Source organism: Neohoeflea coraliihabitans (assembly GCF_019334345.1).
In the GTDB taxonomy this organism is placed as follows: domain Bacteria; phylum Pseudomonadota; class Alphaproteobacteria; order Rhizobiales; family Rhizobiaceae; genus Pseudohoeflea; species Pseudohoeflea coraliihabitans.
Genome location: NZ_JAHWQX010000004.1, coordinates 89,142 through 106,577 on the forward strand (window position 1 = coordinate 89,142; position 17,436 = coordinate 106,577).

Here is a 17,436-nt window from a genome sequence, read left to right on the forward strand (position 1 = left end):
AATGACATTTGAACTTAAAAATATCCGAAAAACGTTAGCGAGCTGTTAACTATGTACGGGCTTGATAAAGCCTTCAGGGGAAGTCCTGTTGTGCGTGTTTCCCGAGCGGAACAGCCGGGGTGTTTGACCGAACGCCCGACTGGGATCCGATGGATCGACCGGAACCGCCACTCTGCCACACTGCGGATGGCGCTCCATGACACGGAGACAAGACATGGCAACACTTCTGAGGTTTGAACCGGCCCCACGCTCTGCCGCGCCACGCGGCGGCGCGCTCAAAGGACCCGCGGACATACTGTTTTTCACCGGAATCCGCTACGAGCGCCACACCAGCCACACCAGCCATACTCTGGCGGAAAAGCCTGCTGCGAAGGGCGAGACGATTGCGCCGCGGCCCCGCAAGCTCAAGCGCGGCCGACGCAGTGCCCTTGCCGTCAAGCCGGGCGGCGACCCCGCCTGACCCTGAGTGCCGCGCCAAGGCTCTGCCGCCTGATTGGGTGCAGCCTCCGCTTAGACCGGGCCGCAAGCGCGCCTTAGCCCAGCGCCAGCGGCTGACACCGGGCCTCGGAAAGAAAGCCGCGCGCCTGCCGTTCACTGCTCGGGTCCGGCACGATCGTGCGCAGCACGACAAACCCCTCGGGATTCTCCAGTTCGACGAAGATCGACCGCTGCAGGGCTTCCGGCATGTTGCGCCTGAGCTTGAGCATCTGTGCCGTTGTCCCCAGGATCATGTCGACCCCGTCGCCGATCGCCGCGCGGTCATTCATCGAGTACACCTCGTCCGAATGCCGGTCATAGATCGCCAGTGTCCACAAGGCGACAACGCCGCGCGCGGTGATGCGCAGTGGCGCCTCCTGCAGATCGAAGCGGCAGACCGCCGAGCGCAGATGCGGATCATCATTGAACAGGCCGGTGACGTTGGCCTCGTTGGCGAGCGTGAAGAACTGCTGCGTTTCGCCGAGCGCCACGACCCGCGAGAAGGCATCGCTGCCCGTCCAGCTCGGCAGCGCCAGAATGATGATGATGTGCAGCAGCGCCCCGCCGACCACACCGGTAAACAGCGCCAGAAGCAGGCTACGCAGCATCGCAGCCCATCCTTGTGATGGCCGGCATCGCCACTTCGCCAAGCCCGGCCGAGGAGGCGGTTGGCGTGTCGATCAGGGTCAGGACGAGGCGGAACGGCCCGGCATGTGTCACCGACAGCCAGTTGCCGGGCGCCGGACGCTGGCCGACCACCGCCTCGAATGTGCCGTTCTGGTCCTGCAAAAGCCGCCAGGACTGCAAGCTGTCAGGTTTTTCCGGGGCAGCGGTGAGCGGTCGCCCGTCCTCGTCGGTGGCGCGCAAGGTCCAGAACCGTGCCGGCGGCGTGCGCCCCGACAAACGGTAGCGGCATTCGCCGCGCAGGTCGCGCCCGGCATCATCGGCAAGCGCGGTGAATAACAGGCCTTCCGCCTGGCCGAGCAGCAGCCGGCCTTCTTCGGAACGGTGCGCGCGGGCATAGGGATCGGCCCGCTTCGTCTGGATGTCCGGATAGGCATCCCATGCCCCGACAGAGATGGCGCCGAAACCCGATGTCGCGTCCAGAAGGCGCAATGTTGCCCAACTGCCACCGCCGAAAGCGGTCACGAGGGCAACGAGAACGTAAAGCGGCAGGCGAAACAAGATCTGAGCCTTCAGCACTGGCGCGCGGCGCAGGCGCCGCTATTGCGACCGCGTGACGGGCCGCTGAACACGAAGGCGCCGCAGGAACGCATCATTCCTGCGCCTCGTTCGTCTCGATCCCCGCCGCCGCCGCCAGCTCATCCGAGTCAAGCGGTGGTGCCGTGCGCAAGGCCGTCAGGATCTGCCGCAAGACACGGGTTGTATCGCGGCTCAGCGAGCGCGGCCGCACGCGCGGCATCAGATCGCCTTCGCCGGTTGCGGCATTGCTCGACAGTTTCGCCGCGGCGATCATCTGCCGGTCAGGCTCGGCATCCTCGATCCCCGGAATCGGTTTGAATTCCACACCCTGATGCGCGTAATCCATGATCCGCTTGAACGTACTGGCCGGCAGGGAACCGCCGGTCATGCGGTTGGTCGGCGTGTAATCATCATTGCCGAACCAGACGGCGGTCGTGAAATTACCGGTATAGCCGACAAACCAGGCATCGCGGTAGGCCTGCGTGGTTCCGGTCTTGCCGGCGGTCTTCAGCCCGTCGAGCTTGGCCCGCCGCCCGGTTCCCCATTCCGGCACCTGGCTGAGGATCTGGTTCATCGCCGCCGTCGATTTGGTGCTCAGCACCTGTTTGGCCGGTGCTTCATCGCGCCGGAAATCATACAGGATCTCGCCCTGGTAGTTCATGATCTGGGTGACGCCATGCCGCCGCGTCTGCTTGCCGTTCATCATGAACACGCCATAGGCGGTCGCCTGGTCGAGAACGGTCACCTCCGAAGTGCCGAGCGCCATCGTCTTGTCGGTGCGGACCGGGGATTGTACGCCCATCGCCCGCGCCGTCTCCGCCACCACATCGGTGCCGAGTTCGCGCGACAGGCGTACGGGAACCGTGTTGATCGACTTGGCGAGCGCCGTCGTCAGGTCGACCCGGCCGCGATAGCTGCGCCCGTAATTGCGCGGCGACCAGCCATTCCAGGTGATCGCCGCATCGGTGATCGTCGATTGCGGCGTGTATCCGTCTTCCATTGCCGTCGCATAGACATAGACCTTGAACGACGAGCCCGGCTGGCGCAGCGCCCGCGTGGCGCGGTTGAACTGGCTTTCACCGTAATCGCGGCCGCCGACCATGGCCCGCACCGCGCCGCCACTCTCGATCACCACCGCCGCGCCCTGGTCGGCGCGCATGTCGGCGCCCGACTGGCGCAGGCTGGACTTGATGGCGCTCTCGGCGGCCTTTTGCAGGCCCATGTCGATGCTGGTGCGCACGATCAGCGAATGCTGATCGAAGCGGACCGCCAGCCGCTTGACCTCCTCGAACGCCCAGTCGAGGAAATAATCGGGAGATTCAATGGCGCCGCGGTCGATGACGTCGGCCGGATTGCGCCGCGCCCCGATCACCTGCCCCTCGGTCATCAATTTGCCCTGCACCAGATTGGTCAGCACCTCGTTGGCCCGCGCCCGCGCCGCCGGCAGATTGATATGCGGTGCATAGCGCGCCGGCGCCTTGAACAGCCCGGCCAGCATCGCCGCTTCCGCCAGCGTCACATCGGTGACGTCCTTGCCGAAATAGAACTGCGACGCCCCGGCCACCCCGAAGGTGCCGCCGCCCATATAGGCGCGGTCGAGATACAGGCTCAGGATTTCCTTCTTCGACAGATTGGCCTCGAGCCACACCGCCAGGAAGGCCTCCTTGATCTTGCGCTCGATCGTCCGCTCATTGGTCAGAAACAGGTTCTTGGCCAACTGCTGCGTCAGCGTGGAGCCGCCCTGGACGACGCCGCCGGCGCGCGCATTCTCGGTCATGGCCCGCACCAGGCCGAAAAAGTCGATGCCGAAATGCTCGAAAAACCGCCGATCCTCGGTGGCCAGAACCGATTTGACCAGATGGTCGGGAAGCTGATCGACCGGCGCCGAATCCTCGTGGATGATGCCGCGATGCCCGATTTCGTTGCCGTAACGGTCGAGAAAGGTGACGGCGAAATCATCGCGCGCCCGCCAGTTGCCCGCCGTTTCCTCGAACGCCGGCAGCGCCAGCGCCAGCATCAGCACCGCCCCGGCGACGCCGATATTCATGCCTTCGCCGGCCACTTCGGACACCACCTTCATTGCCCCGCGGGCGCGGAAGCGGCGGAAGAAGATGGTGATCTCTTCCCAGCGCTCGCCGGCCGAGAAGCCGGCATCCCACAGGGTCGAATCGATCCATGAATCAAGCCGCAGGAGGAAGGTTGCGCGCTTTGCTTCCGGCACGCGCGCCGCCGGAGCAGCAGGTCGCGCCGTCTCGTCCGCGCCGTCCTGCTCCGGTGCAATCTCATGATCCGCCGCCGCCTGCTGATCTGGCGCGGCCTTCTGATCTGGTGAATCCTGCCGCCGCCACGCGCCGCGCGGCAGCATCCGGCCCAGAGAATTCAGCAGTTTTTTCAAAGACGTCGTGCTCCCTCGCCAGCCGGGCCGGCAATCAGTCTACACTCCCGCCGCCGCGAGCGGAACCGCCACCCGCCCGGCAAGTCGGCCAGGCGGCGGGCCGGCAAAAAGGCGCGCAGGACAGGCGCGCAGGGCGGGCAAGCGCCCACCCTGACATCATTTGGGTTTTGGCGTATTTTGACCACAAGAACAAGTCAGCAGTCGGGCACCATTGCCCGCCGCCAGCCAACCCCGGGGACTTTCATGGACGACGTGCCTTTCTGGCAACGAACGACGCTCGAGGAGATGAGCCCCGCCGAATGGGAAAGCCTGTGCGACGGCTGCGGCCGCTGCTGCCTCAACAAGCTCGAGGACTGGGACACCGGCGAGATCGCCTGGACCAACATCGCCTGCCGCCTGCTCGACGGCACCAGCTGCCGCTGCAGCGACTATCACAACCGCCAGGCCGAGGTGCCCGACTGCATCGGCCTGACGCCGCAGACCGTGCGCGCCTTGACCTGGCTGCCGCCCACCTGCGGCTACCGCCTGGTCGCCGAGGGCCGCGATCTCTACTGGTGGCACCCGCTGGTCTCCGGCGATCCCGACAGCGTGCACGCCGCCGGCATATCGGTGCGCGGCCGCACCGTCAGCGAGCGCGACATCAACCTCGATGATTTCGAGGATCATATTGTCGAATGGCCGGAGGAAGAGCCGGCGGGAGAAGAGGGAAAGAAGGCGGGGTAGGTGAGGGGGGAGGGTTGCGCTCAGCGACGACCCGATTGACCATGCAGGTCCGTCGGCGCGATTCACCGAACCAGCGGCGCACCTCTCATTGCGGAAGCGTACCGAAGAACGCTTGAATCTGCGCTTGAAATGCAATGAAGGCGCCTATGAGCGTGATCGCCCCAACGACGGCTGTGTTGATGTATCCCTTCGTTGGCAAGGCGCTCACCCGCTCTTCTATGCGTACCAAACGCTCTCGCGAATCTTTGACATCGGGTTTGATAGCTGCGACGTCCGACCTGATCGCATCTGTGTAGGCTTCGAGCGACGCCACTCTGGCTTCCAGACCGTTCATTCCACCTCCTCCTCCCGTTGGTGACAAGGGACCGCTCTTGCCCGGCGGCCCGAAATCGTCCTTCAAAGGGACAACGTTACCATCCGCAAAATCTGGGGCGCTTTCAGTCATTTTGCAACAACGGAGCTCATCAAGGCCATGAAAAAAAGCCGATGGGCGTTCTGAGCCTCGATCAGGAGTCGCCGGCTTTCGTGATTGAGATGATTTGCCTCGTCCACCTGACCATTTGAGTGCGCAATGATGGCATCCTGGAATAACGCTTGCGCACGCGCCATGTTGTCAAATGAGAAATACAATCTGTCCATGTCGACGCGGGTGACGCGGAGATCGAGAAATTGCGTTTCCGGTATATCCACCCATTTCTCAATGATCTGGCTTGGGATCGTCACAGAATTTGGCAGAGGTGCTTCCAGCTTGTTCATCCTTCATTACTATCAAATCTTTGCGTTATTTGCGAGTTGTTTTATAATTCGTCCTGCTGTTGCTAGTATCCGTTAAGCAGGATGGCAGATTCGATTTATAGGAAAATAATCCTTGCAACCGCAACGGTGATCTGCTAGGGTTCTGTCATCGTCACAGAAATGCGCCGGTGAGGCGGTTCGCTGATCCGGAGGTGCATGCTTGGTGCCGGCGGATTCGGCTTCGCCATAGAGATGCGGAACCGATACAGACACAGGCACAGACGCGGGCACCGTCACCGAAGCCGAAGCCGACCCCGACCCCGACCCCGACCCCGACCCCGACCCCGACCCCGTCGCAGTCGCAGTCGCAGATGCAGTCGTACTCGTAATCGCAGTCACAGACCGAGCGGCTGCGACGGATACAGCGGCAGCCGCAACCATCGTCAGCAGGCTTCCATCGCCTCGCCCACAAAACAATTGCCGTTTGCCTGAGCGTCCCTTTGCGGGCGCTTTTTTTCGTTTTCCGTTCCGAAAATTTCGCACCCCTGGAGGTTTGCTGATGCAGGATCACTCTGTTTCCGGCCAGAAAACACATGCGCCGCTGCCCGCGGCACATCGATCGCCGGTCGGCCCGCCGCCCATCGGCCCGACGACTGTTGGCGCGCCGCCGCTCTGCCCGCCGCCCGTCTGCCAGTCCCAGAATCGCAAGGCTCCGGCCGCCTGTATTCTCGAGGTCAAGCATGCGCTCGACCGGCGTGTCGAAAGCGGCGCCGGGCACAGCGATCCCGAAGGCACGGCGCGCATGCTGGTCAAGATGCGCGCCGTCCTGTCGCGCGAACTCGACCGCTTCGCCGCCGCCGCGCCTCTTAATGACGCGCAGCCGGTGGACGGCAAGGCGGCCATCGACCTCGTGTCGCTGATCGCCCGCACCTTGGAGAAGATCGACCAGCTGGAAAGCCAGATCGCCGCCGCGCAGCGCGACGGGCAGGGGGAACTCAGCAGCACCGAGCGCACCGCCTTGCACCGCACCGTCAGCGATCTGATTGCCACGCTTGCCAGGCGGCATGCGGGGCAGCCGCAGGAGAAAAGCGGTGACAGCGGTGATCGGCAGCCGGGCGCTGGCGGCACTGTTGATAATGCTGCGCCGGCACAAGCGACGGGTGGACATAACGGGGCAGGACCTGCCGCACACGCGTGTTCCGCCGGCGCAGATCCCTCCGCTGGCCCGGCTACCGGAGCGGACCGATAGCCAGCAATCCGGACGCCTTGCCAAGCAACAGGCCGGACATCGTGCCCGACACCGTGCCGATCAGGGCCGCGGCAGACGCCGCGCAGCCGGCTGGCTCCGATGGCAATACCGATGCTGGTGGCCGCGAGCTGATCGCGCATTTCATCGCCGGCCTGTCCGATGACAGCCTGCGCGCTCTGCCGCATTTCTGGCCGCTGATCAGCCATCCGGCGCAGCGTCCGCCACAGGGCGACTGGCGCACCTGGCTGCTGCTTGGCGGCCGCGGCTCCGGCAAGACCCGCGCCGGCGCCGAATGGGTGCATGCGCTGGCCAGCGGCGAGGCGGAAGGGCTCGGCTCCGACGGGCGCATTGCCCTTGTCGGCGAGACCTTTTCCGATGCCCGCGAGGTGATGGTCGACGGCATTTCCGGCATCCTGGCGATTGCCCGGCATCAGCGCCCGCGTCTCGAGGCGACCCGCCGCCGCCGCCTCCTCTGGCCGAGCGGCGCCATCGCCCAGATGTTCTCCTCGGAGGACCCGGAAAGCCTGCGCGGCCCGCAATTTTCAGTGGCCTGGGGCGACGAGCTCGGCAAGTGGCGGCATGCCCGCGACACATGGGACATGCTGCAGTTCGGCCTGCGCCTCGGACCGCGCCCGCGCCAGCTGATCACAACGACGCCGCGCCCGACGCCGCTGCTTCTGGCCCTGGTCAAGGATGCCGGCACCGTGCTGGTGCGCAGCGCCACCGCCGACAACGCCGCCAATCTGGCGCCGGGTTTTCTGAATGCGCTCAGGGCGCGCTATCAGGGCACCCGCCTTGGCCGCCAGGAGCTGGACGGTGAACTGATCGCCGACCGCGAGGACGGCCTGTGGCGCCGCCGCCAGCTCGAAGAGCTCGTCATCCGCCGGCCCGGACCGTTGCGCCGCATCGTCGTTGCCATCGACCCGCCGACCTCCGGCACCGCGAAAGGCTCCTGCTGCGGCCTTGTCGCCGCCGGCCTTGGCGAGGATGGTCGCGCCGTCGTGCTCGCCGACGCCTCACGCGAGGCCGCCGGCCCGACCGCCTGGGCGCGCGCCGCCGTGGCGCTCTACCGGCGCTTTGATGCCGATTGCGTCGTTGCCGAGGTCAACCAGGGCGGCGACATGGTCGAGGCGGTGCTGCGCACGGTGGCGCCCGAACTGCCGCTGCGCAAGGTGCATGCCAGCCGCGGCAAATGGCTGCGCGCCGAGCCGGTGGCCGCGCTTTACGAGCAGGGCAGGGTGGTGCATGCCGGCCACTTTCCGGCGCTCGAGGACCAGATGTGCGACTTCGGCCGCGACGGCCTGTCCTCGGGCGCATCGCCCGACCGCCTCGACGCGCTGGTCTGGGCCTTAAGCGAACTGATGCTCAGCCGGCGCGGCCAGCCCAGCCTGCGGCATTTGTAGTCAACGCCGCCCGCTTGTTCTCGCGCGGCGGATCGGTTACCTCGGCGCCAGTCTTGTTACGGGCCAGTGGCATTACGGGCCGTTGTCACGGGCCAGTGTTAATACGGGAATCAAACATGCTCCGCCATATCGTCTTCTTCCGCGCCAAGGATCCCGCCAATGCCGAGGCCGTCTATGAAGGTCTGAAAATGCTGACCAGGACGCCGCATGCGCGTTTCATGGAGGTCGGCCGCGTCAGCGTCCGCGACACGATTTCCGAGCCGGTCGATTTCGTCGTCTACGGCGAATTCGACGACGCGGCGGCGCTGGCCGCCTTCAAGGCAGAGCCGCTGTACCAGCAGTCGATCGAGGTCGTCCGCCCCTTGCGCGATCTGCGCATCGCCGCCGATTTCGAATCCGAACAGCCCTAGGGGCCTGAACCAGAAATTTTTCGCCCGCCCGGCTTTTCGCGCCGGCGCGAACCAGACGATCAAGCTTCGCCCGCCGGCTTTCTCCCGGCGGGTTTTTTCATGCCCGCCGCACGGCCGCAGGATTCTTGATCTTCGGCTCGATCGGCGCATTTGCAGGAAAGGACGGCCAATGGCCTGGACCGTGCGATTGCCGTTTTCATGGGCGCCGGGGCGCCACCCGACGCACGCCCCGCCCTCTGATGCCCCACCCCCTGAGGCCTCACCTCCCAATGCCGAACGCAAGGCGCATCTGCCGGCGGCGCTGGCGGCGCTCGGCGCCAGCATCGGCGCCTCCTGGACGGCGCGCAGCTACCCGTCTTTGGCGCGTGAGGGCTTCATGGGCAACCCGGTGGCCCACCGCGCCGTGCGCATGATCGCCGAGACGGCGGCGGCGACGCCCTGGCTCGTCTATGAGGGCGAGCGCGAACACCCGCGGCATCCGGTTCTCGACCTTCTGGCGCGTCCCAACGGGCAGGTGTCCGGCACCGAGTTTCTCGAAACCCTCTACGGCCATCTGCTGATTTCCGGCAATGCCTGGCTCGACGCCATTGCCGGCGGCGACGGCCTGATCGGCCTGCAGATCCTGCGGCCCGACCGCGTGCGCACCATTGCCGGTCCCGATGGCTGGCCGGTGGCGCATGAATACGGCGTCGGCAACAAGCGCCGGCGCTATCCCGTCGACCCGGTCGCAGGCCGCGGCCTTCTGCATCTGCGCCTGTTCCACCCGCTCGATGACCATGCCGGCTTTCCACCGCTCGGCGCCGCCCAGATGGCGCTTGATCTGCACAACCAGTCGAGCACCTGGAACAAGGCGCTGCTCGACAATTCGGCCCGCCCCTCGGGCGCCCTGGTCTATCAGCCCAAGGATGGCGGCAATCTCACCGAAGAGCAGTTCGATCGGCTCAAGCAGCAGCTCGAGGAGGGCTACCAGGGCGCCAGCCGTGCCGGCCGGCCAATGCTGCTCGAGGGCGGGCTGGACTGGAAGGCAATGGGCCTGACGCCGCGCGACATGGATTTCGTCGAGGCCCGCAATGGCGCCGCCCGCGACATCGCTCTGGCCCTTGGCGTACCGCCGATGCTGATCGGCATTCCCGGCGATCTGACCTATGCCAATTACCAGGAGGCCAACCGCGCCTTCTGCCGCCAGACCGTGCTGCCGCTGGTGGCCCGCACCGCCGCCGCCCTGAGCAACTGGCTGGCCCCGGTCTACGGCGCCGGCATCCGCCTTGATTTCGATGCCGACCGGCTGCCCGGTCTCGAGGCTGAACGCGAGGCGCTGTGGAACCGGCTCTCGAGGGCCGACTTCCTGACCGCCGACGAAAAGAGGGAAGCTCTTGGTTATCAAGCGCTTGGCGAGAAAACCGGACTCACTTCGCAAGACAATTGAATCGATCCCGCAAGTCATCGGAGACGCCCCATGAGCGCCATCGAGGATCCTGACCGTGCCCTGCTGGCGGCTCGCCTCGGCGGAGCCGTCGCCGGCGCCCTGGTCTCGCTCGTCTATCTGTTGCCGCATTCGACCCGCGAAGCGGCGGCCCGCGGCCTCACCGGCGTGACCGCCGGGCTGGTCTTCGGCGCACCGGTCGGTGCCGCCCTGGCCCAGCGCTTTGCCATCGCCGAGGCGATTGGTCCGGTCGAGACGATGCTGATGGGTTCGGCCGCCGCCTCAATGCTGGCCTGGTGGGGGCTCGGCGCCTTGTCGCGCCTGGCCGGCCGGGTGGGCCGCCGCACCGAGACCGGCACCAGCGCCGCCGGCAAGGGCAGGGAGCGGCACCGCGCCCCGCTGCTGGATCGCCCGCATGGCAGCCGCCCGCCGGCCGCAGCAGACGGGACAGCGCAAGACAAGCAGCATGCAACGCGGAAGGAGCACCCATGACGGCAAGCAAGCCGAGCTGGCAGAAAAAGCGCGTCGAACTCGATCTCGAGGAGGTCGCCGGCGATGGCTCCTTTTCCGGCTATGCCAGCATATTCGGCAGTCTCGATCTCGGCCACGACATCATCGCCCCCGGCGCTTTTGCCGCCAGTCTGCGCCGCCGCGGCCCGCCCGACATCCGCATGCTCTTCCAGCACGATCCCGACCAGCCGATCGGCCGCTGGACTGCCATCCGCGAGGACGGGCGCGGCCTGCATGTCGAGGGCAAGCTGGCGCTGGCCACCAGCCGCGGCCGCGAGATTCACGCCCTGATGAAAGCCGGGGCGCTCGATGGCCTGTCGATCGGCTTCCGCACCCTCAAGGCAGCGCGCCAGCAAAAGGGCGGCGTCAGGCGCATCCTGATGGCCGATCTGTGGGAGATTTCCATCGTCACCTTTCCCATGCAGCCGGAAGCGCGCGTCACCTCCGTCAAGCATCTTTCGCCCGAAGAGCACCTGATCGCCACCATCCGCCGCGCCACCCGCATCGTCGCCGGCCACGGCGCGTAACGCTTGTCTCCTTCCTCCATCCGATCAAAAGGACACGACCATGCACATGACCCGCACCAATGATGCCACGCCATCCCTTGAGACCAAGACGGCCAGCAGCGGCGAGGTTGCCGGCGCCTTCGACGAATTCATCGCCACCTTCGAGGCCTACAAGGACAGCAATGACCAGCGCCTGGCGCAGATCGAGCGGCGCTCGGCCGCCGATGTTCTCACCGAAGAGAAGGCGGAGCGCATCAACCATGCCCTCGACGCGCAGCAGCGCCGGCTGGACGAATTGACCCGCCGCGCCGCGCGTCCGCCGCTGGCCGCGGGGCGAACCGGGGAGGGGATAAGCGAGCACAAGGACGCCTTCGCCGCCTATATCCGCCGCGGCGAGGAGCGCAATCTGCGCCTGTGCGAGGAAAAGGCTATGACCAGCGCCTCTGACCCCGATGGCGGTTATCTGGTGCCCGACGAACTCGACAGCGAGATCGGCCGGCGCCTTGCCGACCTGTCGCCGATGCGGGCCATTGCCACTGTCCGCCAGGTCTCCGGCGCGGTTTTGAAAAAGCCCTTCGCGCTTGACGGCATGGCGGTCGGCTGGGTCGGGGAAACCGATGCGCGGCCGCAGACGGCGACGCCGCAACTGGCGGAGCTGCAGTTTCCCACCATGGAGCTGTACGCCATGCCGGCTGCCAGCGCCTCGCTGCTCGACGATGCGGCGCTCGATGTCGAGACCTGGATCGCCTCGGAGGTCGAGGCGGCATTCGCCGAACAGGAGGCAATTGCCTTCATATCCGGTGACGGCGTCAACAAGCCGCGCGGCCTCACCGATTATCCGAGCGTGGCCGACAGCGCCTGGAGCTGGGGCAATCTCGGCCATGTCGCCACCGGCAGCGATGGCGGCTTCGGCCTCGATCCTTCCGACCGGCTGATCGAACTGATCTATGCGCTGAAAGCCGGCTACCGCCAGAATGGCCGCTTCCTGATGAACCGCTCGACCCAGGCGCAGATCCGCAAGTTCAAGGATGCCGACGGCAATTATCTCTGGGTGCCGCCCGCCGGCATCGGACAATCGGCCTCCCTGATGGGATTCCCGATCAGCGAAGCCGAAGCCATGCCGGACATTGCCAGCAGCGCCACGGCGATCGCCTTCGGCGATTTCCGGCGCGGCTATCTTGTCGTCGACCGCACCGGCGTGCGCGTGCTGCGCGATCCCTATTCCGCCAAGCCCTATGTGCTGTTCTACACCACCAAGCGCGTCGGTGGCGGCGTGCAGAATTTCGAGGCCATCAAGCTTCTCAAATTCGCCATCGCCTGAACCTGGCGAGAACCGTAGTACGGCCGCCGCGCATCCATGCGGCGGCCTTTTTCTTTCCGTGACGCGGGGAGGGGCGCATGACCCTTATTCTCACCGGGCCGCCGCTCGGCGAACCGGTTTCGCTTGCCGAGGCGAAGGCGCATCTGCGCCTTGAGAGCGATGCCGAGGACAGTCTGCTTGAAAATCTGATCGCCGCCGCCCGCGCCCATTGCGAAGCGATCACCGGTCTCGCCCTGCTGACCCAGTCCTTCCGCCTTTTTCTCGACGACTGGCCGTCTGCTCCGGTGATTCAGATTGCCAAGTCACCGATCCAGGCAATTGATTCGATGCGGGTTTACGACGCCGCGGGACTTCCCGTCAGTCTTGATGTCACGGATGTGGTCCTTGACGGCCGCGCCCGTCCGGCACGACTGCACATGGGCAGCGTCGCGGCCACCGCGCGCCAGATCAATGGCATCGAGATCGATTTCACCGCCGGCTTCGGCACCGCCGCCGACATTCCGCCGGAGCTGCAGCGCGCCATGCTGCTGCACGTGGCGCTGATGTACGAATTTCGCGGTGCCGTGCCGCCGCAAATGCAGCCCGCCGCCGTGCCGCACGGCTATGCGTCGCTGGTCGCCCCCTGGCAGCGGCGGGCGATCTGATGCCGGCATTTCACTGTGATCCCGGCCGCCTGTCGGCGCGTCTTCTCCTGCAGCAGCCGCTCGACAGCGACGACGGCCAGGGCGGTACGACGACGAGCTGGGCGGATGTGACGCAGCTCTGGGCGCTGATCGAGCCGCTGAGCGCAACGCCCGGCGAGCAGGCGGCGCGCCAGGTGGCCATCCACACCCATCGCGTCACCCTGCGCCACCGCACCGGCCTCTTGCGCGGAATGCGCTTTATTTTCGACGGCCGGTTTCTGCTCATCCGCGCCATCTCGGATCCCGATGCGTCTGGCCGCTATCTGACGTGCCACTGCGAGGAGGAGGAGCCATGAGCGCCAATCTGCTGCAGGCGGCGGTGTATCAGCGCCTTGCCGGCGATGCCGCCATCAGCGCGCTGGCCGGGGCCGGCAAGGTGTTCGACGGTCGGCCGCTGCGCAAGACCTTGCCCTATGTGCATCTTGGCATCTGGCAGGTCGAGCCGCTCTCCGGCGATGACGGCACCTTCGAGCATCGCTTCGACATCGAGGCCTGGTCGGAACAGGGCGGCCAGCGGGAAGTGGCTGCCCTCGCCGAGGCGGTGCGCGCCGCCCTGCACGATCAACCGCTGACGCTCGATGGCGCCACGCTGGTCAATCTGCGCCACTGGCGCAGTCGCGCCGGACGCCAGGCGCAAAGCCGCTTTTACCGCGCCGTCGTCACTTTCCGTGCCGTGGTCGAGACCGCTGCCTGAACCCGCCGCCCATAACACCCGGAACGCCCAACCCAGGAGACCATCATGAGTGCCCAGAAAGGCAAGGATCTGCTGCTCAAGATCGAGAATGCCGGCAGCTATGTCACGGTCGCCGGCCTGCGCACACGCCGGCTGGCATTCAACGCCGCCGCGGTCGATGTCACCGACGCTGAATCCGCCGGACGCTGGCGGCAATTGCTGGCCGGCGCCGGCGTGCGCCGCGCCGCGCTCTCGGGCAGCGGCCTGTTCAAGGACGGCGAGAGCGATGCGCTGGTGCAGACCGTGTTCTTTGACGGCGAGATCCGCAATTGGCAGGTGATCGTGCCCGATTTCGGCACCATCAGCGGATCCTTCCAGATCGTCGCGCTGGAATATGGCGGCCGCCACGATGGCGAGGTCAGCTTCGACATCGCCCTGGAATCGGCGGGCGAATTGTCCTTCGGGGCGCTGTGATGAGCGCCCGCGGACCGCTGCCCAACCGCCTGCGCGGCGAGATCACGGCGCGCATCGACGGCGAGACGCGCATTCTGTGCCTGACGCTCGGCGCCCTGGCGGAACTTGAAAGCGCCAGTGACGGGACAGGTCTCGCCGGCCTGGCCCGGCGCCTGTCCGAAACCCGCTTTTCGGCCGAGGACCTGATCCGCATCTTCGGCGCCGGACTGCGCGGCGGCGGCAATGTCATCACCGACGCGGAAGTGTCCGAGCTCAGGATCGAGGGCGGCGTGCCGGAAATGGCGCGCATTGCGGCGCGGCTGCTGATCGCCACCTTTGCACCGGACGGCGAGGCGGCCCCAGAACACGCGGCACCAGCGCAGGATCGGCCGGGGCCTGCGCCATGATGCCCGGCAATTCGCATGCGAACACCCTGCCATGGCGGGCAATGATTGCTTTCGGGCTCGGGCGGCTGCGCCTCGCGCCGAAGGAGTTCTGGGCCCTGAGTTACCCGGAATTCCTGGCGCTGACCGGCAGCATTTCGGTTGCGAAGGCCGCGCCGCTCAGTCGCGTCGATCTCGAGAAACTTCTGCAGACCTATCCCGATGGAGACCCTGATGGCCGATGACGAGAGCCGGTGGCCGGACTATGATCTTGAAGCGGTGGAACGTGGGCTTGGAGAACTCGAGGCGCGCGCCGACCGCTTCGGTGCGGCAATCACCAGCGCCCTGAAATCGGCAATCATCGAGGGCCGCACGCTTGACGATGTCCTCAAATCGCTTGGCCGCACCATGTCCGGCATCGCGCTCGATGCCGGCCTGGCGCCACTCAAGGATCTGGTCTCCCAGGCGGCCTCCGGCCTGACGGCAAATCTGACCTCTGGCCTGACCTCGTCTCTCACCTCGGGCCTCGGCAGGATCATGCCCTTTGCCGAGGGCGGCGTGCCGGGACCGCTGACCCCCTTTGCCGAAGGCGGGGTGGTCGATGCGCCGACCTTCTTCCCGATGGCGGGCGGCGAGACCGGCCTGATGGGCGAGGCCGGCAGCGAGGCGATCCTGCCGCTCAGGCGCGGCAGCGACGGCCGCCTTGGCGTGGCAGCCCCCGGCGGGCAGGGCGACGCGGTCAATGTCACCTTCAACATCACCACGCCCGATGCCGAAAGCTTTCGCCGCTCGGAAGCACAGATCAGCGCCATGCTGGCCCGCTCCGTCGCCCGCGGCAACCGCCTGTTGTGACCACGGTCCCTGCGGCCGATGCGCAATGAACGGGCCGAGACCAGACGAGGAAGATAAACACCGATGCCAGAGGATTTTCACGAGGTCAGCCTGCCGCTGCGACTGGCGCTCGGCGCCACCGGAGGGCCGACCCGCCGCACCGACATCGTCGCCCTGTCCAATGGCGGTGAGGCACGCAACTCCCGCTGGGCCGACGCGCGGCGCCGCTATGACGTTGGCACGGGGCTGCGTTCGCTCGACGATCTCTATGCCCTGGTGGCGTTCTTCGAGGCGCGGCGCGGGCAATTGCACGGCTTCCGCTTTCGCGATCCGCTCGACCATTCGAGCGCCGCCCCGCAAGACGCGCCGGCTGCCGGCGACCAGATGATCGGCACCGGCGATGGTGTGACGGCGCTGTTTCAGCTGCACAAGACCTATGCCGACGCCGGTGGCGCCACCAGCCGGCTGATCGAAAAGCCGGTGGACGGCACGGTGCTCGTCGCCATCGATGCAACACCGCTCGATCCTTCCCTGTTCGCGGTCGACGCGACGCGTGGCCTGATCAGCATCGAGCCGGCGGCAATCCCGCCCAGCGGGGCCGTGGTGACGGCGGGTTATCTGTTCGACACGCCGGTGCGTTTTGACGCCGACCGCATCGAAGTCAATCTCGCCGCCTTCCGCGCCGGATCGGTGCCGAGCGTGCCGCTCAGGGAGATCCGCCCGTGAAGCTCGTGCCGCAACCGCTCGCCGACCATCTCGCCGGCGCTGCCACCACCACCTGCCACGCCTGGCGCCTGACCCGCCGCGACGGCCTGGTGCTCGGCTTTTCCGAACATGACCGCGATCTCGCCTTCGATGCCACGCTGTTTCGCGCCGCCACCGGCTTTGACGGCAGCGAGGTGGAGACGGCGCTGGGCCTGTCTGCCGACGCGAGCGACGTGCTCGGCGCGTTTTCCGCCGAGGCGATCACCCGCGACGACCTCCTGGCTGGACGCTATGACGGTGCCTTGGTCGAGACCTTCCTGGTCAACTGGCAGGCGCCGGAAGACCATATTCTGCTTTCGACGCGGGAACTGGGTGAGGTGCGCGCCGGCCCCCTGGCTTTCCGCGCCGAACTGCGCAGCCTTGCCGCCCGCCTCGATCAGGTCCAGGGTCGCATCTATGCGCGCCACTGCGACGCCGTGCTCGGCGATGGCCGCTGCCGCTTTGACCTTGAGCAGGCCGGCTTCGGCGCGACCGCCAGCGTTCTCGCCGCCGTCGGGGATGATGTCCTGACCTCTGCCGACCTTGGCGCATTCGCCGATGGCTGGTTCTCCAATGGCCGCATCACATTTGTCAGCGGCGCGCTCGCAGGCCTCGAATTCGCGCTTTCGGATCATCGCCTGGAGGCGGGCGTCGCCACCCTGACCCTGTGGTCGGCGAGCGAGATGCGGCCAATGCCGGGCGATGCCTTCACCATCCATGCCGGCTGCGACAAGCGCCGCGAAACCTGTCGCGACAAATTCGATAATCTCCTAAACTTTCAGGGGTTTCCCTTCATGCCGGGCAGCGACTTTGCCTATGGCTATGCCGACGAGGACAGTGTGCATGACGGCCGGCCGATTGTCCTGTGACGACGCGGTGGCGTGTGGCGCAGCGATTGTCGCGCTGGCCCGCCAATGGATCGGCACCCCTTACCGCCACCAGGCGTCGCACAAGGGGGTCGGCGCCGATTGTCTCGGCCTGGTGCGCGGCGTGTTCACCGAGGCGACCGGGCGCATCATCCCACTGCCGGCGCCCTATGCCCGCGACTGGGCGGAACGCTGCCACGAAGAGCGTCTGCTCGACGCGGCGCGGCACTATTGCGGCGCGCCCCTGCCATGCGGCGCGGCGCTGCCCGGCGACATTGTCATCTTTCGCTGGCAGGCCGGTTCCGCCGCCAAGCATGCCGGCATCCTGTCGCCCGCCCGGCGCTTCATCCACGCCTATGAACCGGCCGGTGTCATCGAATCGCCGCTGACCCCGAGCTGGGCCCGGCGCATCGTCGGCACCTTTCGCATTGCCAGGACAAGGGACTGA

General features: G+C 66.5%; 23 protein-coding genes and 1 pseudogene. 19 read left to right on the forward strand and 5 right to left on the reverse strand.

Annotation, left to right across the window (positions count from 1 at the left end; all coding sequences use genetic code 11):
• Positions 1 to 214: 214 nt before the first annotated feature.
• Positions 215 to 460: a hypothetical protein gene (locus KY465_RS15290; RefSeq protein ID WP_219202974.1), complete on the forward strand. Its 246-nt coding sequence runs from the start codon at positions 215 to 217 to the stop codon at positions 458 to 460.
• Positions 461 to 533: 73 nt separating this feature from the next.
• On the opposite strand, the gene KY465_RS15295 is transcribed toward KY465_RS15290, so the two are convergent.
• The 3 genes from KY465_RS15295 to KY465_RS15305 form a co-directional block, all read right to left on the reverse strand.
• Positions 534 to 1,085 (reverse strand): DUF1254 domain-containing protein, encoded by a 552-nt coding sequence (locus KY465_RS15295; RefSeq protein WP_255561743.1) that lies wholly within the window; start codon positions 1,083 to 1,085, stop codon positions 534 to 536.
• Entirely contained in the window at positions 1,075 to 1,662 is a 588-nt protein-coding gene (locus KY465_RS15300) for a DUF1214 domain-containing protein (protein ID WP_219202975.1), read from the reverse strand. Before KY465_RS15300 ends, KY465_RS15295 begins: the two co-directional genes overlap by 11 nt.
• Before the next feature lie 91 nt (positions 1,663 to 1,753).
• Positions 1,754 to 4,045 (reverse strand): transglycosylase domain-containing protein, encoded by a 2,292-nt coding sequence (locus tag KY465_RS15305; protein WP_219203304.1) that lies wholly within the window; start codon positions 4,043 to 4,045, stop codon positions 1,754 to 1,756.
• A 273-nt stretch (positions 4,046 to 4,318) separates the two neighbouring features.
• On the opposite strand from KY465_RS15305, the gene KY465_RS15310 reads away from it, so the two are divergent.
• Positions 4,319 to 4,798: a YcgN family cysteine cluster protein gene (locus KY465_RS15310; RefSeq protein WP_219202976.1), complete on the forward strand. Its 480-nt coding sequence runs from the start codon at positions 4,319 to 4,321 to the stop codon at positions 4,796 to 4,798.
• Positions 4,799 to 4,883: 85 nt separating this feature from the next.
• On the opposite strand, the gene KY465_RS15315 is transcribed toward KY465_RS15310, so the two are convergent.
• Together KY465_RS15315 and KY465_RS15320 are read right to left on the reverse strand one after the other, a co-directional pair.
• Complete coding sequence (locus KY465_RS15315) at positions 4,884 to 5,132, reverse strand: hypothetical protein (RefSeq protein ID WP_219202977.1); 249 nt, start codon at positions 5,130 to 5,132, stop codon at positions 4,884 to 4,886.
• Positions 5,133 to 5,239: 107 nt separating this feature from the next.
• Positions 5,240 to 5,554, reverse strand: a complete 315-nt coding sequence (locus KY465_RS15320) for a hypothetical protein (RefSeq protein ID WP_219202978.1) — start codon at positions 5,552 to 5,554, stop codon at positions 5,240 to 5,242.
• Between the two features lie 538 nt (positions 5,555 to 6,092).
• Between KY465_RS15320 and KY465_RS15325 the strand changes: the two genes are divergently transcribed.
• From KY465_RS15325 to KY465_RS15405, 17 genes and pseudogenes are all read left to right on the forward strand, one after another.
• Positions 6,093 to 6,782 (forward strand): hypothetical protein, encoded by a 690-nt coding sequence (locus KY465_RS15325; RefSeq protein ID WP_219202979.1) that lies wholly within the window; start codon positions 6,093 to 6,095, stop codon positions 6,780 to 6,782.
• Between the two features lie 128 nt (positions 6,783 to 6,910).
• Complete coding sequence (locus KY465_RS15330; protein WP_219203305.1) at positions 6,911 to 8,185, forward strand: DNA-packaging protein; 1,275 nt, start codon at positions 6,911 to 6,913, stop codon at positions 8,183 to 8,185.
• 116 nt (positions 8,186 to 8,301) lie between these two features.
• A complete protein-coding gene (locus KY465_RS15335) occupies positions 8,302 to 8,595 on the forward strand; it encodes a Dabb family protein (protein WP_219202980.1) in 294 nt (97 codons plus the stop codon).
• Positions 8,596 to 8,776: 181 nt separating this feature from the next.
• Positions 8,777 to 10,021, forward strand: coding sequence for a phage portal protein (locus KY465_RS15340; protein ID WP_428983041.1), 1,245 nt, complete (start codon positions 8,777 to 8,779; stop codon positions 10,019 to 10,021).
• Between the two features lie 30 nt (positions 10,022 to 10,051).
• A pseudogene (locus KY465_RS15345) lies at positions 10,052 to 10,354 on the forward strand (DUF6107 family protein); the annotation flags it as partial.
• Between the two features lie 152 nt (positions 10,355 to 10,506).
• The gene (locus KY465_RS15350) at positions 10,507 to 11,055 is read left to right on the forward strand and encodes an HK97 family phage prohead protease (RefSeq protein ID WP_219202983.1); all 549 of its coding nucleotides are present in this window, start codon (positions 10,507 to 10,509) and stop codon (positions 11,053 to 11,055) included.
• Between the two features lie 40 nt (positions 11,056 to 11,095).
• Positions 11,096 to 12,355: a phage major capsid protein gene (locus tag KY465_RS15355; protein ID WP_219202984.1), complete on the forward strand. Its 1,260-nt coding sequence runs from the start codon at positions 11,096 to 11,098 to the stop codon at positions 12,353 to 12,355.
• A 77-nt stretch (positions 12,356 to 12,432) separates the two neighbouring features.
• A complete protein-coding gene (locus tag KY465_RS15360; RefSeq protein ID WP_219202985.1) occupies positions 12,433 to 12,999 on the forward strand; it encodes a head-tail connector protein in 567 nt (188 codons plus the stop codon).
• Positions 12,999 to 13,334, forward strand: a complete 336-nt coding sequence (locus KY465_RS15365; protein ID WP_219202986.1) for a phage head closure protein — start codon at positions 12,999 to 13,001, stop codon at positions 13,332 to 13,334. The genes KY465_RS15360 and KY465_RS15365 overlap by 1 nt, the downstream gene beginning before the upstream one ends.
• Positions 13,331 to 13,732, forward strand: coding sequence for a DUF3168 domain-containing protein (locus KY465_RS15370; RefSeq protein ID WP_219202987.1), 402 nt, complete (start codon positions 13,331 to 13,333; stop codon positions 13,730 to 13,732). The genes KY465_RS15365 and KY465_RS15370 overlap by 4 nt, the downstream gene beginning before the upstream one ends.
• Before the next feature lie 45 nt (positions 13,733 to 13,777).
• On the forward strand, positions 13,778 to 14,185 hold the full coding sequence (locus KY465_RS15375) for a phage major tail protein, TP901-1 family (protein WP_219202988.1): 408 nt from the start codon (positions 13,778 to 13,780) through the stop codon (positions 14,183 to 14,185).
• Complete coding sequence (locus KY465_RS15380; RefSeq protein WP_219202989.1) at positions 14,185 to 14,571, forward strand: gene transfer agent family protein; 387 nt, start codon at positions 14,185 to 14,187, stop codon at positions 14,569 to 14,571. The genes KY465_RS15375 and KY465_RS15380 overlap by 1 nt, the downstream gene beginning before the upstream one ends.
• A complete protein-coding gene (locus KY465_RS15385) occupies positions 14,568 to 14,792 on the forward strand; it encodes a phage tail assembly chaperone (protein ID WP_219202990.1) in 225 nt (74 codons plus the stop codon). Before KY465_RS15380 ends, KY465_RS15385 begins: the two co-directional genes overlap by 4 nt.
• Positions 14,782 to 15,399: a phage tail tape measure protein gene (locus KY465_RS15390; RefSeq protein WP_219202991.1), complete on the forward strand. Its 618-nt coding sequence runs from the start codon at positions 14,782 to 14,784 to the stop codon at positions 15,397 to 15,399. Before KY465_RS15385 ends, KY465_RS15390 begins: the two co-directional genes overlap by 11 nt.
• 63 nt (positions 15,400 to 15,462) lie before the next feature.
• Positions 15,463 to 16,104, forward strand: coding sequence for a DUF2460 domain-containing protein (locus tag KY465_RS15395; protein WP_219202992.1), 642 nt, complete (start codon positions 15,463 to 15,465; stop codon positions 16,102 to 16,104).
• Positions 16,101 to 16,991 (forward strand): DUF2163 domain-containing protein, encoded by an 891-nt coding sequence (locus KY465_RS15400; protein ID WP_219202993.1) that lies wholly within the window; start codon positions 16,101 to 16,103, stop codon positions 16,989 to 16,991. The genes KY465_RS15395 and KY465_RS15400 overlap by 4 nt, the downstream gene beginning before the upstream one ends.
• Positions 16,966 to 17,436: an NlpC/P60 family protein gene (locus KY465_RS15405; RefSeq protein WP_219202994.1), complete on the forward strand. Its 471-nt coding sequence runs from the start codon at positions 16,966 to 16,968 to the stop codon at positions 17,434 to 17,436. Before KY465_RS15400 ends, KY465_RS15405 begins: the two co-directional genes overlap by 26 nt.

Excerpts from the sequence above, each read along its gene's own strand:
- KY465_RS15390 (WP_219202991.1), top strand. The coding sequence starts at position 14,782 with ATGGCCGATGACGAGAGCCGGTGGCCGGACTATGATCTTGAAGCGGTG.
- KY465_RS15375 (WP_219202988.1), top strand. The coding sequence starts at position 13,778 with ATGAGTGCCCAGAAAGGCAAGGATCTGCTGCTCAAGATCGAGAATGCC.
- KY465_RS15365 (WP_219202986.1), top strand. The coding sequence starts at position 12,999 with ATGCCGGCATTTCACTGTGATCCCGGCCGCCTGTCGGCGCGTCTTCTC.
- KY465_RS15310 (WP_219202976.1), top strand. The coding sequence starts at position 4,319 with ATGGACGACGTGCCTTTCTGGCAACGAACGACGCTCGAGGAGATGAGC.
- KY465_RS15325 (WP_219202979.1), top strand. The coding sequence starts at position 6,093 with ATGCAGGATCACTCTGTTTCCGGCCAGAAAACACATGCGCCGCTGCCC.
- KY465_RS15315 (WP_219202977.1), bottom strand. The coding sequence starts at position 5,132 with ATGAACGGTCTGGAAGCCAGAGTGGCGTCGCTCGAAGCCTACACAGAT.
- KY465_RS15380 (WP_219202989.1), top strand. The coding sequence starts at position 14,185 with ATGAGCGCCCGCGGACCGCTGCCCAACCGCCTGCGCGGCGAGATCACG.
- KY465_RS15295 (WP_255561743.1), bottom strand. The coding sequence starts at position 1,085 with ATGCTGCGTAGCCTGCTTCTGGCGCTGTTTACCGGTGTGGTCGGCGGG.
- KY465_RS15335 (WP_219202980.1), top strand. The coding sequence starts at position 8,302 with ATGCTCCGCCATATCGTCTTCTTCCGCGCCAAGGATCCCGCCAATGCC.
- KY465_RS15305 (WP_219203304.1), bottom strand. The coding sequence starts at position 4,045 with ATGCTGCCGCGCGGCGCGTGGCGGCGGCAGGATTCACCAGATCAGAAG.
- KY465_RS15360 (WP_219202985.1), top strand. The coding sequence starts at position 12,433 with ATGACCCTTATTCTCACCGGGCCGCCGCTCGGCGAACCGGTTTCGCTT.
- KY465_RS15320 (WP_219202978.1), bottom strand. The coding sequence starts at position 5,554 with ATGAACAAGCTGGAAGCACCTCTGCCAAATTCTGTGACGATCCCAAGC.
- KY465_RS15395 (WP_219202992.1), top strand. The coding sequence starts at position 15,463 with ATGCCAGAGGATTTTCACGAGGTCAGCCTGCCGCTGCGACTGGCGCTC.
- KY465_RS15405 (WP_219202994.1), top strand. The coding sequence starts at position 16,966 with ATGACGGCCGGCCGATTGTCCTGTGACGACGCGGTGGCGTGTGGCGCA.
- KY465_RS15385 (WP_219202990.1), top strand. The coding sequence starts at position 14,568 with ATGATGCCCGGCAATTCGCATGCGAACACCCTGCCATGGCGGGCAATG.
- KY465_RS15370 (WP_219202987.1), top strand. The coding sequence starts at position 13,331 with ATGAGCGCCAATCTGCTGCAGGCGGCGGTGTATCAGCGCCTTGCCGGC.
- KY465_RS15290 (WP_219202974.1), top strand. The coding sequence starts at position 215 with ATGGCAACACTTCTGAGGTTTGAACCGGCCCCACGCTCTGCCGCGCCA.
- KY465_RS15350 (WP_219202983.1), top strand. The coding sequence starts at position 10,507 with ATGACGGCAAGCAAGCCGAGCTGGCAGAAAAAGCGCGTCGAACTCGAT.
- KY465_RS15355 (WP_219202984.1), top strand. The coding sequence starts at position 11,096 with ATGCACATGACCCGCACCAATGATGCCACGCCATCCCTTGAGACCAAG.